General features: G+C 72.9%; 17 protein-coding genes, 1 tRNA gene and 3 pseudogenes. 10 read left to right on the forward strand and 11 right to left on the reverse strand.

The genetic code is table 11. From position 1 onward, the window contains the following. From ABD993_RS16375 to ABD993_RS16385, 3 genes are all read right to left on the reverse strand, one after another. Positions 1–269 (reverse strand): DUF3618 domain-containing protein (locus ABD993_RS16375; protein ID WP_345418477.1); only part of this gene is annotated, 269 nt, incomplete at its 3' end. Beyond that, positions 266–730 carry a phage holin family protein gene (locus ABD993_RS16380; protein ID WP_345418480.1) on the reverse strand — a complete coding sequence of 155 codons (465 nt, stop codon included), beginning with the start codon at positions 728–730 and terminating at the stop codon, positions 266–268. The genes ABD993_RS16380 and ABD993_RS16375, both read right to left, overlap by 4 nt. Further along, positions 727–1,539: a hypothetical protein gene (locus ABD993_RS16385; protein WP_345418483.1), complete on the reverse strand. Its 813-nt coding sequence runs from the start codon at positions 1,537–1,539 to the stop codon at positions 727–729. The genes ABD993_RS16380 and ABD993_RS16385 overlap by 4 nt, the downstream gene beginning before the upstream one ends. A 271-nt stretch (positions 1,540–1,810) precedes the next feature. Between ABD993_RS16385 and ABD993_RS16390 the strand changes: the two are divergent. Beyond that, positions 1,811–1,978 (forward strand): annotated as a pseudogene (locus tag ABD993_RS16390) (PRC-barrel domain-containing protein); the annotation flags it as partial. Between the two features lie 25 nt (positions 1,979–2,003). Continuing rightward, positions 2,004–2,417 (forward strand): YsnF/AvaK domain-containing protein, encoded by a 414-nt coding sequence (locus ABD993_RS16395; protein WP_345418486.1) that lies wholly within the window; start codon positions 2,004–2,006, stop codon positions 2,415–2,417. Positions 2,418–2,781: 364 nt separating this feature from the next. On the opposite strand, the pseudogene ABD993_RS36745 reads toward ABD993_RS16395, so the two are convergent. Both ABD993_RS36745 and ABD993_RS16400 read right to left on the reverse strand, forming a co-directional pair. After that, positions 2,782–3,120 (reverse strand): annotated as a pseudogene (locus ABD993_RS36745) (NAD(P)-binding domain-containing protein); the annotation flags it as partial. Between the two features lie 163 nt (positions 3,121–3,283). Next, entirely contained in the window at positions 3,284–3,775 is a 492-nt protein-coding gene (locus ABD993_RS16400) for a YajQ family cyclic di-GMP-binding protein (protein ID WP_345418489.1), read from the reverse strand. Between the two features lie 95 nt (positions 3,776–3,870). On the opposite strand from ABD993_RS16400, the gene ABD993_RS16405 reads away from it, so the two are divergent. Both ABD993_RS16405 and ABD993_RS16410 read left to right on the forward strand, forming a co-directional pair. Next, positions 3,871–3,952: transfer RNA gene (locus tag ABD993_RS16405), tRNA-Tyr, on the forward strand. Positions 3,953–4,311: 359 nt separating this feature from the next. After that, positions 4,312–4,965: a GyrI-like domain-containing protein gene (locus tag ABD993_RS16410; RefSeq protein WP_345418492.1), complete on the forward strand. Its 654-nt coding sequence runs from the start codon at positions 4,312–4,314 to the stop codon at positions 4,963–4,965. Positions 4,966–5,226: 261 nt separating this feature from the next. Here the strand turns inward: ABD993_RS16410 and ABD993_RS16415 are convergent, their stop codons facing one another. Further along, positions 5,227–5,886 (reverse strand): winged helix family transcriptional regulator, encoded by a 660-nt coding sequence (locus ABD993_RS16415; RefSeq protein WP_345418498.1) that lies wholly within the window; start codon positions 5,884–5,886, stop codon positions 5,227–5,229. A 335-nt stretch (positions 5,887–6,221) separates the two neighbouring features. Here ABD993_RS16415 and ABD993_RS16420 point away from each other — a divergent pair, with 335 nt between their 5' ends. Beyond that, complete coding sequence (locus tag ABD993_RS16420; protein WP_345418501.1) at positions 6,222–6,620, forward strand: TOBE domain-containing protein; 399 nt, start codon at positions 6,222–6,224, stop codon at positions 6,618–6,620. Here ABD993_RS16420 and ABD993_RS16425 read toward each other — a convergent pair. Continuing rightward, a complete protein-coding gene (locus ABD993_RS16425) occupies positions 6,580–7,362 on the reverse strand; it encodes a putative protein N(5)-glutamine methyltransferase (protein WP_345418504.1) in 783 nt (260 codons plus the stop codon). The genes ABD993_RS16420 and ABD993_RS16425 overlap by 41 nt on opposite strands. A gap of 19 nt (positions 7,363–7,381) precedes the next feature. On the opposite strand from ABD993_RS16425, the gene ABD993_RS16430 reads away from it, so the two are divergent. After that, positions 7,382–7,819 (forward strand): protein-tyrosine phosphatase family protein, encoded by a 438-nt coding sequence (locus tag ABD993_RS16430; RefSeq protein ID WP_345418507.1) that lies wholly within the window; start codon positions 7,382–7,384, stop codon positions 7,817–7,819. Positions 7,820–7,826: 7 nt separating this feature from the next. Here the strand turns inward: ABD993_RS16430 and ABD993_RS16435 are convergent, their stop codons facing one another. The 3 genes from ABD993_RS16435 to ABD993_RS16445 all read right to left on the reverse strand — a co-directional run bounded on the left by ABD993_RS16435 (position 7,827) and on the right by ABD993_RS16445 (position 9,398). Then, entirely contained in the window at positions 7,827–8,057 is a 231-nt protein-coding gene (locus tag ABD993_RS16435; RefSeq protein ID WP_345418510.1) for a hypothetical protein, read from the reverse strand. A 62-nt stretch (positions 8,058–8,119) separates the two neighbouring features. Continuing rightward, positions 8,120–8,386, reverse strand: coding sequence for a hypothetical protein (locus ABD993_RS16440; protein WP_345418513.1), 267 nt, complete (start codon positions 8,384–8,386; stop codon positions 8,120–8,122). Between the two features lie 22 nt (positions 8,387–8,408). Beyond that, entirely contained in the window at positions 8,409–9,398 is a 990-nt protein-coding gene (locus ABD993_RS16445; protein ID WP_345418515.1) for a patatin-like phospholipase family protein, read from the reverse strand. Positions 9,399–9,440: 42 nt separating this feature from the next. Here ABD993_RS16445 and ABD993_RS16450 point away from each other — a divergent pair, with 42 nt between their 5' ends. The 4 genes and pseudogenes from ABD993_RS16450 to ABD993_RS16465 all read left to right on the forward strand — a co-directional run bounded on the left by ABD993_RS16450 (position 9,441) and on the right by ABD993_RS16465 (position 13,133). Next, entirely contained in the window at positions 9,441–10,667 is a 1,227-nt protein-coding gene (locus ABD993_RS16450) for a serine hydrolase domain-containing protein (protein ID WP_345418518.1), read from the forward strand. Then, positions 10,664–11,083 (forward strand): phage holin family protein, encoded by a 420-nt coding sequence (locus ABD993_RS16455; RefSeq protein WP_345418521.1) that lies wholly within the window; start codon positions 10,664–10,666, stop codon positions 11,081–11,083. Before ABD993_RS16450 ends, ABD993_RS16455 begins: the two co-directional genes overlap by 4 nt. Before the next feature lie 51 nt (positions 11,084–11,134). Continuing rightward, on the forward strand, positions 11,135–11,998 hold the full coding sequence (locus ABD993_RS16460) for a HalD/BesD family halogenase (protein WP_345418524.1): 864 nt from the start codon (positions 11,135–11,137) through the stop codon (positions 11,996–11,998). Then, a pseudogene (locus tag ABD993_RS16465) lies at positions 11,998–13,133 on the forward strand (choline/carnitine O-acyltransferase). The gene ABD993_RS16460 and the pseudogene ABD993_RS16465 overlap by 1 nt, the downstream one beginning before the upstream one ends. Here ABD993_RS16465 and tenA read toward each other — a convergent pair. Further along, positions 13,106–13,768, reverse strand: coding sequence for a thiaminase II (gene tenA / locus ABD993_RS16470; protein WP_345418527.1), 663 nt, complete (start codon positions 13,766–13,768; stop codon positions 13,106–13,108). The pseudogene ABD993_RS16465 and the gene tenA sit on opposite strands and share 28 nt — an antisense overlap. Positions 13,769–13,984: the final 216 nt, after the last annotated feature.

Consider the following 13,984-nt stretch of genomic DNA (forward strand, 5'->3'; position numbering starts at 1 on the left):
ACCGCACCCGCCACGGTGCTCGCGGTGTCGTGGGCGGCGCCCGCGACGTGGTTGGCGGTGTCGTGGGCGGAGCCTGCGGGGTCGCTGCCCATCACGGACTCCCGGACGCGGCCCGCGGTGGCCTTGACGCGGTCCACCCGCCGCCCGACGACGCGGGAGGGGTTGACCTTGTCGGAGACGGCGTTGACGTCGCTGCTGAGCCGGGCCTGGGTGGCCTCGATCTCGCGGCGCAGCTGGTCGGGGTCGTCGGGGGTGAGGGGGGTGCTCACGGGGTGTCTCCTCGGTGGCCCTTGAGGGCCTCGGGCACCTGGCCGAGCGTGTCGACGGTGCGTTCGGGCTTGGGGTGGACCTTGCGGAAGGAGCTGCGGCCGGTCGCGTAGAGGATTCCGGCGATCACGGCCCAGAGGGCGGCGACGATGAGCGCGGCCCACCCGGGATCCGTCAGGTTGGACAGGGCGGCCCAGAGGGCGAGGGACAGGAACAGCACGACGAACCAGGCCGCGAAGCCCGCCCCGCCGAACGCGCCCGCGGCCTTGCCGGTCTTGCCGGCCTCCTGCTTGAGCTCGGCCTTCGCCAGCGCGAGCTCCTGGCGCATGAGGATCGAGAGGTCGCGGGTGACGTTGCCGACCAGGTCGCCGACCGATCGCTGATCCGTGGGTGGTTCGCCGGAGGCGGCGTGCCGACCGGTCTCGGCCGGATGGGCGCCGGCTGGGGGGCGTGGTGCGGTCATCGTCCACCACCGGGACCGATCCGGGGTTCCCGACGCTCCAGCTCCTCGACGTACTCGCCGACCGTGGTCGCTCCGGCCCTCGCGGCGTGTGACGGGGTCCGATCCGGCTGCGTCCACTGTGCCTCGGCGTCCGCATCCGCGGGATCGGGGGAGGACCCGCTCTGGCCGACGGGTCGGCTCTGCCCGCCGTAGGGGTTCATGTGCGGCTCGGGTGCCCGCGGCGGCGTGGTGGTCGGCGGTGGCACGTCCGGGGATCCCGGCGTGGTCGACGAGCCGGTGTCACGGTTCGCGTCGATCGCTCCACGGGTGAGCCGTCCGACCAGCAGGCCCGCCGCGGCCGCGCCGAGCAGGAAGGCACCGGGGCGGCGGCGGGCGAACCCGCGGAACTCCTCGACCAGGTCGCCGGGCTCGCGCTCGACGAGCCAGTGCGAGGCGCCCTCGAGTCGCTCGGCCGCCTGCGCCGCGAGGTCGGAGGCGACCCCGGAACGTTCGCCCGCGCCCGCCATGTCGCGCAGCTCCGAGGCGAGCGCCTGCAGGCTCTCGCCCGCCTTCTGCTGCCCGGTGCGGACTTGGCCGGTGGCCTGCTCACGAGCCTGGGCGAACAGGTCCTTCGCCTGGCGGCGGGCCTCCTGGCCCACCTCGGCGGCCTGGTCGACGGCGGTGTCGGCGATCTGTCTCCCGGCGTCGGCGGCACTGTGGCCGATCGCACCGGTTTCGGCCCGGGCGACCTGCGGCAGTGACGGATCGGTCGGGGACTCACTCGTCGGGGTCTGGACGGCCGGAGGCGGTCCGCTCGCGGGCTGGGTCATCGGCGTCGCTCCTCGATGGTTCGGGCAGGGTCGTCTCGCACCGGGCGGCGATACCCGACCGGTGGGCGAGTCAAGCCGCCCGGGGCACGGTACGGCCGAATTGCCGCCGAATGGCGCAATCGCCGGCTCTTTTCAGGTGTCGACCCCGTCGAATCGGGCCGGTGGACTCCGAGAAAATCATCACGGATTCGGGTGTGAAGCCCCCGGTCGCCGGGCTATCCGTCCGGCGACCGACCACTGTGCCACGCCCACCGCGAACTCGGAGAGAATCATGACCTTCAACATCAGCGATCCGTCCACACTGTACGGAAAGACCGTCGTCGGCCGGGACGGCGACAAGCTCGGCAAGATCGACGGGGTGTTCCTCGGCAACCGGTCGGAGAGGCCCGAGTGGGCCGCGGTCAAGAGCGGTCTGTTCGGCAACCACGTCTCCCTGGTCCCGCTCGCCACCGCGGACATCGCCGGTGAGGACCTCCGGGTGCCGTTCGACAAGGACGCCCTGTCAACCGCTGACCCGCTCCGAGGAGCGACTGCACGTCGGCACCGAGACCACCGAGGCGGGCCGCGCTCGGCTGCGCAAATACGTCGTGACCGAGAACGTCACGCTGACCGTCCCTGTGTCGCACGAGGAGGTGCGCATCGAGCGTGAACCGATCACCGACACCAACATCGGCGACGCGGTCGACGGACCCTCGATCTCCGAGGAGGAGCACGAGGTGACACTGCACGCCGAGCGTCCGGTCACCGAGACGGAGGCGGTACCCGTGGAGCGGGTCCGTATCGGCAAGGAGACCGTCACCGAGCAGGAGCAGGTGTCCGGCGAGGTGCGCAAGGAGCAGATCGACACCTCGGGCGTCGAGCAGCCCGAGCGCCACTGACAGTGCGGTGCCCAAGTCGAAAGGACATCACTGGAAAGTGATGTCCTTTCGGCGTACCGGTAGCGGGTTTGTTCGCCGATCCGCGCTTTCCTCGGCGACGGCGTACGTTTTCTCCGTTGCGGAACGCGGTTGTCGCAGAATCCGTCGACGCTGAGTCGTGGCGGGGGCGCTCCTCCGGGAATGCCACCGCCGGCTCCCCGTCGACCGGGCCGAGGTGGGTCACTCGCCGGCCCTGGTCGACGATGGCCGAGATCTCCAGAGGCACCGATCGAGTCCGGACGACGGCAGGTGATCGCCGTCGCGCGGCGTCGACAGGACCTGCCGTCGCGCAGCGTCGACAGGTCCAGCCCGGCGCACTCGCCGATCAGCAGGGCCTCCGCGGTGGCGACGACCTGGCTGAACCACAGCAGGTTGACCAGGAGCTTGGCGGTGTAGCCCGCGCCGAGACCGCCGACGTGCACGAGGCGGTCGTCCTCGCCGAGGACCGCGAGCAGGCCCGTCGGCGGGCGAGGACCTCGGCCTCACCCCCGACGACCAGCTTCAGCCTGCCCACCTCGGCGGAGGCGACGCCACCGCCGACGGGTGCGTCGAGAACCTCGATGCCGCGGGCCAGGGCGTCTCGGTGCACCGGCTCGGTGCCTGCCGCGGAGTTGCTGCTCATGTCGATCCAGGTCGTCCCCGGCTGCATGGCCTGCAGGAACCCGTCGGGCCCGAGGGCGGCGAGGGTGCCTCGACCGGCCCGGCAGCGTGGTGATCACCCATCGGCGCCGTCCGCGGCGGTCGTTGCGCAGTACCCGCGCTCGGTTGTGCCTACGTTGTACCGCCACCCACCTCCTGACCTGTTCGCGCAGGTCAGAGTGGGTGCGTCAGCGGTAGTTGGTGAACTGCAGGGCGATGCCGAAGTCCTTGCCCTTGAGCAGGGCGATGACGGCTTGCAGGTCGTCCTTCTTCTTGCCCGAGACACGGAGCTGGTCGCCCTGGATCTGGGCCTGGACGCCCTTGAGCTTCTCCTCGCGGATGGTCTTGGAGATCTCCTTGGCCTTGTCCGACTCGATGCCCTGGATGATCTTGCCGGTGACCTTGTAGGTCTTGCCGGAGACCGCGGGCTCGCCGACCTCGAAGGCCTTGAGCGAGATGTTGCGCTTGATCAGCTTCTCCTTGAAGACCTCGACGGCCGCCTTCAACCGCTCCTCGGTCTCCGACTCCAGGGTGATCGCCTCCTCGCCCGCCCAGTCGATGGAGGTGCCGGTGCCGCGGAAGTCGAAGCGCTGCGACAGCTCCTTGGCCGCCTGGTTCAGGGCGTTGTCGACCTCCTGCCGGTCGACCTTGCTGACGACGTCGAACGACGGGTCGGCCATGAGCTCCTCCTCGCTTCCGGCGGGCCCCCCTCTGCGGGACCCGATCACGCCTGTCGTATCCTTCTCCCCGCACGTCGGCACGCCGACTGCACCCCGGCAGGTTGCCCGAGTGGCCAAAGGGAGCGGACTGTAAATCCGTCGGCTTAGCCTACGAAGGTTCGAATCCTTCACCTGCCACACCCCAGGGTGAACGGCCCCTGAGCTGCTCGGATGCGGCTCAGGGGCCGTCCTCATCCCGGGGTCGCCCGCTACGGGGGTATCGCGCGCGCCAGGTTGATGGAAGGCGCACGTGCCCGCTCCGTTGTCCACCGTGGTGCCGCCGCCTCGGGACCACCGGCGGAGGTGGTCGAGGTGCTCGGTCCGAGCGTCGCAGTGGGGTGCCGTGCAGCAGGGTGTTTCCGCTGGGAGCAGGCCAGTGGTCGGGTAGGGGCGGTGGCCGGCGACGGGCTCCCGGGGCGCCGGCGGACCTGCATCTCGTCCTCCCGGAACCGACAGCTCGACGGCGCGAGCCCGAGTGCCGTGGGAGGGTGTCGTGGGTGGAGGAGAAGCGGGACTTCAAGCGTGAGCTGGCGTGCTACCGCGCGCGTCGGGACGTGCTGGAGATCGTCGACGTGCCCGAGCTGCGGTACCTGATGATCGACGGCCACGGCGACCCGAACACCCCCGTGTACGCGGAGGCGGTGGCCACGCTCTACCCCGTGGCCTACGCGCTGAAGTTCGCGAGCAGGCGCGAGCTCGGCCGGGACTACGTCGTCATGCCGCTCGAGGGTCTGTGGTGGGCGGACGACATGGCGACCTTCACCGACGCGCGGGACAAGTCGCGGTGGGACTGGACCATGATGATCATGGTTCCGGACTGGACGACGCCGGAGATGCTGGCCGCGGCCGTCGAGCACGCGGGACGGAAGGACCGGCCCGTCCGGCTGGACGACCTCCGGATGGAGGACCTCGTCGAGGGCCGCTGCGTCCAGGCACTCCACATCGGGTCCTATGACGACGAGGCGGAGCTCCTGCGCCGCATGCACGAGGAGTACATCCCCGGGCGGGGCCTCGCGATGACCGGGAAGCACCACGAGATCTATCTCAGCGACCCCCGCCGGGTGGGACCCGCCAAGCTCAGGACGATCCTGCGACAGCCCGTGATCGAGCGGGTCGACGATCCAGCGTCCACTCCCGGCTCGTCTCGGTGAGAGGGGTCCGCCGACCACTCGGCAGCCGGAGGCCGAGCCGCACAGGCTGCGCAGCACCGACGACGTCCGCGGTTCCTGGCGGGCCGAACCCTCACACCGAGGCGCCGGCCCGCGCGTTCGAAGCTCCGGCCGGACCTACGACCGGCTCCGCGACCCGGCGACGAACTCGGGGGAGTGCGGGTGCGGGGACCGGAGCAGCTCGGCGTGCCGCTCGACCGGCAGGTTCCCCTCGCGGACCGTCTGCCACTCCATGCGGCCACGTTAGGCGGTGACGGCGAGGTACCCCAGTCCGCGGACCGTCCGGATGCTGGTCCGGTGCGGGCCCAGCTTGGATCGCAGGGCGCGGACGTGGCAGTCGATCGCTCGCGGGCTCGCGTCCGGCCCACCCAACGCCCCCAGCAGGCGTTCCCGGGAGAGCGGGCGGCCCGCGTGGGCGAGCAGCGCGCGGAACACCTCGAACTCGTGGTGGGTGAGCGGGAGCGGCTCGGTGCCGATGGTGATCGTGTAGGCGTGCTGGTCCAGCTCGAAGGGCCCGACCCGCAGCACGACCGCGTCGTCGACGCGGTCCGACTCGGCGGGCGCCCGGTGCCGCTGGGAGAGCCGGAGCCTGGCGTCCGCCTCCGCCGGGCCTGCGGTCGTCAACAGCAGCTGGTCGAACGCGCCGGCCACGACGGCGTCGAGTGCGGCCTCGTCGACCACCGCCACCACCGGGATGCCCCGGTCGGTCGCGGCGAGCAGCGTGGCGAGCTGGGCGGCCGCGCGCGGCTGGGTCCGCCCGTCGACCAGGACGACGTCGCACGCGGTGGCGGACAGGAACGCCGCCACGGCGGGCGGGGCGGTGTGCACGGTGTGGGGGAGCAGGTCGAGTGCGGGGAGCACGACACGACCGTCGGAGGCGGTCGAGAGGACGAGGACGTCCAACGCGGGTCCTTCCGGGAGGTCAGCGGGGTGCGCTCATCCCGTCCGAGTCGCGTGTCGGGTAGGCGGCCGTCCTGTGTCCGGGAGATCAACGAGAACTCACAGAGTTACAAATCGTGACGCCAGGTGACTATTTACCCGTCTGGACCAGCGGGTCCCACGGACCGTCACGATCATGATCCATGATCACTCACAGGGGTAGACCTGAACCGCGCCCGTGGTGTGAGGAGGGTTCGTGCGGCGGGGGCGGCTGGGCCCGGCTGCGCGGCGGCACCGCGCCGGCGCCGCGACCGGGGACCTCGCCCGGGCCGTGCCGCACATGCCCTAGGGTCCGCGGCGTGGCGGAGTACAGGATCTCGGAGGTCGCGGGCCTGCTCGGGGTCAGCGACGACACCGTGCGGCGGTGGATCGAGGCGGGCACCCTGCCGGTGCACCTCGACGCGTCGCGGCGCAAGGTCGTCGACGGCGCCGCGCTCGCCGCATTCACCCGCGAGCACGCCTCGGCCGCGCCGGATCCGTCGTCGGTGGCCTCCTCGGCCCGCAACCGGATGGTCGGGCTGGTCACCTCCGTCGTCGCGGACACCGTGATGGCGCAGGTGGAGATGCAGTGCGGTCCGCACCGCATCGTGTCGCTGATGAGCAGCGAGGCGGTCGAGGAGCTCGGGCTGGCGCCGGGCTCGCTCGCCGTCGCCGTGATCAAGTCGACGAACGTGGTGGTGGAGACCCCGCGCCGCTGAGGGTGCCCAGGACCGCGGTGCCGTCCCGCTCCTCGTCCCGCAGCACCTCGGTGGTGAACCCGACCATCGCCGCCGCCGTGCCCGCGGCCTGGCCGCGCGAGGTCTCGATCAGCAGGTGACCGCCGGGGCGGAGCCAGCGCGGTGCCAGCGCACCGATCCGGCGATGGTGGTCGAGCCCGTCGGCGCCGCCGTCGAGGGCCTCGTGGGGCTCGTGGTCGCGCGCCTCGGGCGGCATCGTCCCGATCGCCGCGGTGGGCACGTACGGCGCGTTGGCGACGACGACGTCCACCCTGCCCCGCAGGTCGGGCGGTAGCTCGGCGTCCAGGTCACCGCCGTGCACGCGGTCCGGGCGCAGGTTCTCCCGGGCGTGCACGAGCGCCTCCGGGGAGTGGTCGGCGGCGTGCACCTCGGCCTCGGGCAATGCCGCCGCCACCGCCGCGGCAACCGCCGCCACCCCGCAGCAGAGCTCCACGACCACGGCGGGTCGCAGGGCGATCACCTGCCGGGCCAGCAGCTCGGTGCGCCGCCGCGGCACGAACACCCCCGGCCCGACGGCGATCCGCAGCCCGGCGAAGTCCACCCAGCCGACGAGCTGCTCCAGCGGGCTGCCCGCGACCCGGGCGGCGACCAGCGCGTCCAGCTCGGCTGCGGACCCGGCGGAGCCGATCAGGACCGCGGTCTCCTCCTCGGCGAAGACACAGCCCGCGGCGCGCAGCGCCACCACGATCTCGTCGGATCCCACGAACGGGCAGTATGGCCCCATGACTCGGCTGGACGGCGCTGTCCTGCTCCCCGACGGCACCGCGGTCCGGGGCCGCGGCCGTCGCCAACCCCTGCCCGAGGGCCCGCTGCCGGAGTTCTCGTTGTGTCTGGGCAGGCGGGGCCACGACGCGGAACCCGAGTGGGAGTCCGCGTGGATCGAGTGGCCGGACTTCCGGGTGCCGCGGGACCGCTCCGCGGCCGTCGCGGCGATCGTCGACGCCTACCGACGGGCCCGCGGCGGCGCCCGGGTCGAGGTGAGCTGCGGGGGCGGCGTCGGCCGCACCGGCACGGTGATCGCGTGCATGGCCGTGTTGGCCGGGCACCCGGCGGACGACGCCGTGGCCTGGACCCGCGCGCACTACCGGCCCCGAGCCGTCGAGACCCCCTGGCAGCGGCGCTGGGTCAAGGGCTTCGCGGAGCGGGTCCGGACCTCGTGACCCGAGGTCACTGGCCCCGCTGCCGCCCGTAGGCGGACGACAGCCGGGTGCGTGCGGTGAACAGGTGTCGGGCGACCTCGGCCGTGATCCGGTCCGCGTCCTCGGTACACCGGTCGACGCGGTCGGACTCGGGCAGGTCGCGGTAGCTCGTGGCCAGGTCCGCCAGCGCGTCGAGGAGGTCGGCGATCGCGGCCGAGCGCGCGTTCTCCACCGGAGCGACGGTCACGTCGGTGCTCATGCCGACCATGGTCGGACGCTCACGTGTCGGTCGTGGTCACGCGACGCTACGGTCCGGTGACCTCAGGTTTCGGGCGGTGACCTGGTCACCCCGACGAAGACGGCCGGTTCGACGCCGGGGTTGTGGATCTCGCGGAGCCCCAGCCCGGTGAACCAGAGGACGCTGCCCGCGCCGAAGCGGCGGCGGCCGCCCAGCTCGCAGCGCAGCTCGATCTCCCCGGCCTCCACCAGCACCAGCACCCCCCGCCACTCGTCCTCGACGTGCGGACGGCACTCGCCTGCGCACAGCTCGACGCGCCGCCTGGCGAAGCGGCGTGGCTCGTCGGTCACTCCGCCTCCCCCTCGTCGTGGCCTACGGAGGGGTTGACCGTCCCGGTGACGAATACTCATCGGGGCCGAAGGAGATCCCCGGGTCGACGCGGCGCAGGGCGGCCACGGCGGCGGCGTGCCCGAGGTGCGAGGCCCGCTCGACGCGCACCGGGTCGGTCGTGAGCCCACGGATCCCCGCGCTGTGCTGCGGGGCGATCGCCTGCAGGTGACTGTCCCCGCGGCCGGGGTGGGCGGCGTCGGACAGCAGGGTGAGGCTCTCCGCGTACCGCCACACGTCCTGCGTCATCGCGCCCAGCCCGGGGACCAGCCGGTCGAGCCCGCGGGCCCACCACGGGTTGGCGGGGGCGGTCCGGCGCAGCTCGGGGAGGGTGCGGGTGAGCAGGGCGAGGACGTGGGTGGCGCCGTCGTGCAGCGCCCGCGCGACGGGCAGCGGATCGGCGATGGACCCGTCGACCCAGCGCCTGCCGTGCAGCTCGACCGGCGGCCCGGTGAGGAACGGGATGGCCGCGGTGGCCCGCATGGCGAGCCGCCAGTCCGCCGCGGTGGGCAGCCCCTCCAGGACGTGCGGGGTCATGTCGTCGACGTCGGTGACCATGACCTTCAGCGGGGCGGGGGAGTCCCGCAGCGCGTCCCAGTCCGTCGGCTTGACGTGCACGAGGACGTGGTGGATCAGGTGGTCCAGCGAGACCATCGGCGCCCGCCCCAGCCGCCGCGGGTCGACGAACGCGGGGCGGGCCATGTCGTCCGGGAAGATGCGGGAGGCGTCGTGGCCGTGGCCCAGCAGGGCGGCGGTCGCCACGAACGCGCCGGCGGAGGCGCCGTAGGCGACGTCGAACCCCGCCGTGAGCCCGGCCTGCTCCAGCGCCCAGACCATCCCGCCCGCGTAGGCCCCGCGCATCCCGCCGCCGCCGACGACCAGCGCGATCCGGTGCCCGTCCGTGCGGTTCCCCGCGCGGCTCCCGGCGTCCCGGCGGCGGAACAGCGCGCGCAGCACCTCGTCGTCACCCTCCACGCTGGACATCATCACCCGCCGGATCTGGGTAGGGTCGGCGAGGTGAGCGTCTGCAAGGTCGAGGTCGACCCCGCCGAGCTGGGGTTCGACGCCGCCCGCCTGGCCCGGATCGACACCCATTTCGCTGAGTACGTAGACGATGGCAGGCTGGCGGGCTGGTCCGTCGCCGTCGCGCGCCGGGGACGGCTCGCCCACGTCTCGCACTACGGCCGCCGAGACGTGGCGGGCGACCTGCCGGTCACCGACGACACGATCTGGCGCATCTACTCGATGACCAAGCCGATCACCTCCGTCGCGGCGCTCATGCTGTGGGAGGAGGGGCTGCTCGAGCTGACCGACCCGGTCTCCCGCTACATCCCCTCCTTCGCGGACATGCGCGTCTACACCGGCGGCTCCGCGGCGAACCCGGGCACCGTCCCGGCGACCGAGCCGGTGCGCGTGTGGCACCTGCTCACCCACACCGCGGGCCTGACCTACGGCTTCCACCACGCCCACCCGGTGGACGAGATGTACCGGGCCAAGGGCCACGAGTTCGCCCCGCCGCGCGGGCAGGACCTCGCCGCCGCGTGCGACGTCTGGGCGGGTCTGCCGCTGCTGTTCCAGCCGGGCACCGAGTGGAACTACGGCGTGAACACCGACGTGCTCGGCCGGGTCGTCGAGGTCGTGTCCGGGCAGTCGCTGGCGGACTTCTTCCGCACCCGCATCCTCACCCCGCTGGGCATGCTGGACACCGGCTTCCACGTCGTCGACACCGAGCACCTGGCCACGCTCTACGTGCCCAAGCCCGGCGGCGGGCTGGTCCGCTCCAGCGCGATGGGGGACGCGATCACCCAGCCGCCCACGTACCTGTCCGGCGGCGGCGGGCTCGCGTCCACGCTCGGCGACTACCACCGCTTCGCCCAGATGCTCGCGCGCGGCGGCGAGCTGGACGGCGTGCGGCTGCTCGGCCCGCGCACGCTCGCCTACGCCACGCGCAACCACCTGCCCGGCAACGCCGACCTGGAGTCCTTCGGGCGGCCGATCTTCGCCGAGTCGGCCTTCGCGGGCACCGGGTTCGGGCTGGGCTTCTCCGTGGTGGTCGATCCCGCGGCGGGCAAGCAGCTGCAGAGCCCGGGCGAGTACGGCTGGGGTGGGCTGGCCAGCACCACCTTCACCGTCTTCCCCGAGGAGGACATCACGGTGGTGTTCATGACCCAGCTGATGCCCTCCAGCACCTACCCGATCCGTCCGCAGCTGCGGACGCTCGTCTCCCAGGCGGTGGTCTCGTGAGTGTCCCCGTGGCGCGGCCCGGTCATCCGGTGGTCGCCTTCGTCGTGCGGGTGGTGGTCATCGCCGTCGCCCTGTGGGTGGCGGTCTGGCTGGTGGACGGCATCGAGCTCGGCGGTGCCACCACCGGCAGCCGGATCGGCACGCTGGTGCTGGTCGCGCTGATCTTCGGGGTCGTCAACGCCATCCTCAAGCCGATCGTCAAGGTGCTGAGCTGCCCGCTCTACGTGCTGACCCTCGGCCTGTTCGGCCTGGTGGTGAACGCCCTGCTGTTCCTGCTGGTCGGGTGGCTGTCCCGCAGCGTCGGGCTGCCGTTCGTGGTGGACGGGTTCTGGGCCGGGTTCTGGGGCGCGATCGTGGTGGCGGTCGTCGGCTTCCTGCTGCACCTGCTGATCCCGGACAGCATCGACCAGCGGTAGGCCTCCGTTCGCGGGTGCGGATCGGGCCCGCGCCCACCAGGATCTGCAGGCATGACCCGCTCGACGCTGCGCGGCGACGCCGCTGACCTGATCGACACCGACCGCTACCCCCTGGGCAGGCCCGACAGCGCCGCGTGGGCCGCCGCGGTCGACCGGGTGCGGGCCGACCTACGCGTGGACGGATGCTCGGTCCTGCGCGGGTTCCTCCGCCCGGAGCTGCTCGAGCGCGTCCAGCAGGAGGGGCGGGCGGTGGCACCGCACGCCCACCGGGCCACCGAGATCGTCAACGTTTACCACACCGCGACGGACCCGCGGCTGCCCGGCGACCATCCCGCGCGCCGGACCGTCGAGCGGGGCAACGCGTTCGTGCCGGGGGACCGGATCCCGGCGGACCAGCTGATCGCGCGGCTGCACCGCGCCCCGGAGATGCGGCGGTTCGTCGCGGCGTGCGTGGAGGTGCCGGAGGTCTTCCCGCTCGCCGACCCGCTGGCGGGGCTGTGTCTCAACGTCGTGAGCCCGGGCCAGGAGCACCCCTGGCACTTCGACACCAACGAGTTCGCGGTCACCCTGCTCACCCAGGCCCCGGACGGCGGCGGGGTGTTCGAGTACGTGCCCGGCATCCGCACCCCGTCGGACGAGAACCCGTATGCGGTGGGCGCGGTGCTCGACGGCGAGCGCGGCCGGGTCCGCAGCCTGCGCCTGCGCGTCGGGGACCTGCAGATCTTCCGGGGCCGGTACTCGCTGCACCGGGTCACCGCGGTCGCGGGGGCGGTCGAACGGCACACCGCGGTGCTGTCCTACACCGAGCGCCCGGGCGTGGTCGGCAGCCTCGAGCGCACCCGTCAGCTCTTCGGCCGGGTCCTGCCGGTCCACACCGCCGCCGCCCGCACCAGCACGGACGGGCTCCTCGACTGATGACCTCGCCCGACGCCGACCTGCCCCGCGTCCCGCTGCCCGCTCCGGCGGAGTCCGTCGAGCGGTTCCTGGCGTGGTGCGCCCCGCTGCTCTCCCCCGAGGAGCTGGCCGAGACCGAGAAGGCCGCCGCGGACTTCCTCGCCGGGCCCGCCCCCGCCCTGCACGCCGAGCTGGAGCCGTACGCGGAGACCGCCGAGAGCTGGCTGGACGAGTTCTGGGACTTCCGCTACCTCGGCCGCCGGGACCGGATCGCGCTCAACGCGAACTTCTTCTTCCTGCTCCGCCTGCCCGCGGCGGACCAGGTCGCGCGGGCCGCCGCGCTCACCGAGGCCGCGGTGGACCTGCACCTGCGGATCCGGGAGGGTCGGGTGCCGCGCCCGGAGCGCCGCGGCCGCCCGCTGTCGTCCGTGCAGCTCCCGGCGCTGTTCGGGACCACCCGGATCCCGGGACCGGTGCACGACACCGTCCGGTTCGCGGATTCGCGGCACATCGTCGTGTTCCGGCGGGGGCGGCTGTTCGCCCTGGACGTCCTCGATCCCGGGGGGCGCCCGCTCGCCGTCGCCGACGCCCTGGCCGGACTGCTGTCGGCCGATCCCGCCGAGCACCCGGTGGGCCCGCTGACGACCGGTGCGCGAGCGGAGTGGGCGGCGGACCGGGCGGCGCTGGCCGCGGCGAACGCCGAGGCGCTCGAGACGGTCGAGACCGCGCCGCGCCGGCCCGCCGGGAGTTCGCGGACTACGCGGCGGCCACGGCCTCGCGCACGGTGGCGATCCCGGACTTCGGCTCCCGTTCGGCCAAGGAGCTGGGGGTCTCGCCCGACGCCCTGTGGGAGCTCGGCCGCCGGGGTGGCGGCGACGCTCCGCTCTTCTCGAGTCCCGGCTGGCTCACGATGCGGAACGACTACCTGAGCACCAGCTCCGCACCGTCGGAGACGGTCGACTTCTTCGGCTTCGGCTCCACGAGCCCGCGCTGCATCGGCGTGGCGTACGTGCTGCTGCCGGACCGCTTCCACCTCTACCTGAGCACCCCGCGCAGCGAGGCCCACGAGATGGAGGTCTTCGCCGACGAGCTCGGCCGCGCCCTCACCGAGCTGCAGGAGCTGCTCGGTCAGACGGGCCAGGTCTCCTCGCGGTAGCCGCCGTCCCAGAACATCCACTCGTAGCGGCTGGTGGTCGTGAAGTGGTGGCGCATCCGGGCCAGCTCGGCCTCGGAGGCCGAGGCGCCGATCCGGTCGGTGGCGGCGAGCACCGCGTCGACGACGGCCTGGAACTCCCCGCCGCCGTAGGTGCCGATCCAGCGGGCGTAGAGCGGGTCCGGGGAGCCCGCCTCGACCAGGTGCTGCCCGACCTTCGCGTAGATCCAGTAGCAGGGCAGCACCGCGGCGACGGCCTCGGCGTACGACCCGGAGTACGCGGTGGCCAGCAGGTACGACACGTACGCCCGGGTCGCGGGGGCGACCGGCAGGGCGGCGGCCGACTCGGCGGTGAGACCCAGCTTGCCGAGCAGCTCCGCGTGCAGGTCCTGCTCGGCGGCGATCGCGCCGCCGGCGTGCTCGCAGAACATCACCAGGTCGGCCTCGCCGGGCGCCTTCGCCGCGCACAGCGCCAGGGCGCGGGCGTACCCGCGCAGGTAGTGGGCGTCCTGGACGATGTAATGGCGGAAGGCCGAGTGCGGGAGCGTGCCGTCGGTCAGCCCGGTGACGAAGGGATGGGCGAGGACGGCGTCGTAGATCCCGGCGGCGTCGGCCCAGAGGAGCTCAGTCGTGCGCATGATCCTGAGCGTAGGTCGTGACTCCGCGGTATCCGGCCGTGCACGTGAGGTACCGATGGACGCACGTTGTAGTGGATCCTGCACGAAACGTGTGCGCTGTGTGAGAGGTCCGTCACTCTTCGAGTACGATGACACCTGCCGGTAAACGGGGTGGGTCACCATGGAGCATCCCGGATGGCGACTCAGCGCAGAGGGCGCGCAACCGGCCCGCACGTC

Origin of the sequence: Pseudonocardia xishanensis, assembly GCF_039541715.1 — a bacterium.
GTDB lineage: Bacteria > Actinomycetota > Actinomycetes > Mycobacteriales > Pseudonocardiaceae > Pseudonocardia > Pseudonocardia xishanensis.

Coding starts and splice junctions, on each gene's coding strand:
- ABD993_RS16380 (WP_345418480.1), bottom strand. CDS start 730: ATGACCGCACCACGCCCCCCAGCCGGCGCCCATCCGGCCGAGACCGGT.
- ABD993_RS16385 (WP_345418483.1), bottom strand. CDS start 1,539: ATGACCCAGCCCGCGAGCGGACCGCCTCCGGCCGTCCAGACCCCGACG.
- ABD993_RS16400 (WP_345418489.1), bottom strand. CDS start 3,775: ATGGCCGACCCGTCGTTCGACGTCGTCAGCAAGGTCGACCGGCAGGAG.
- ABD993_RS16430 (WP_345418507.1), top strand. CDS start 7,382: ATGACTCGGCTGGACGGCGCTGTCCTGCTCCCCGACGGCACCGCGGTC.
- ABD993_RS16435 (WP_345418510.1), bottom strand. CDS start 8,057: ATGAGCACCGACGTGACCGTCGCTCCGGTGGAGAACGCGCGCTCGGCC.
- ABD993_RS16460 (WP_345418524.1), top strand. CDS start 11,135: ATGACCCGCTCGACGCTGCGCGGCGACGCCGCTGACCTGATCGACACC.
- tenA (WP_345418527.1), bottom strand. CDS start 13,768: ATGCGCACGACTGAGCTCCTCTGGGCCGACGCCGCCGGGATCTACGAC.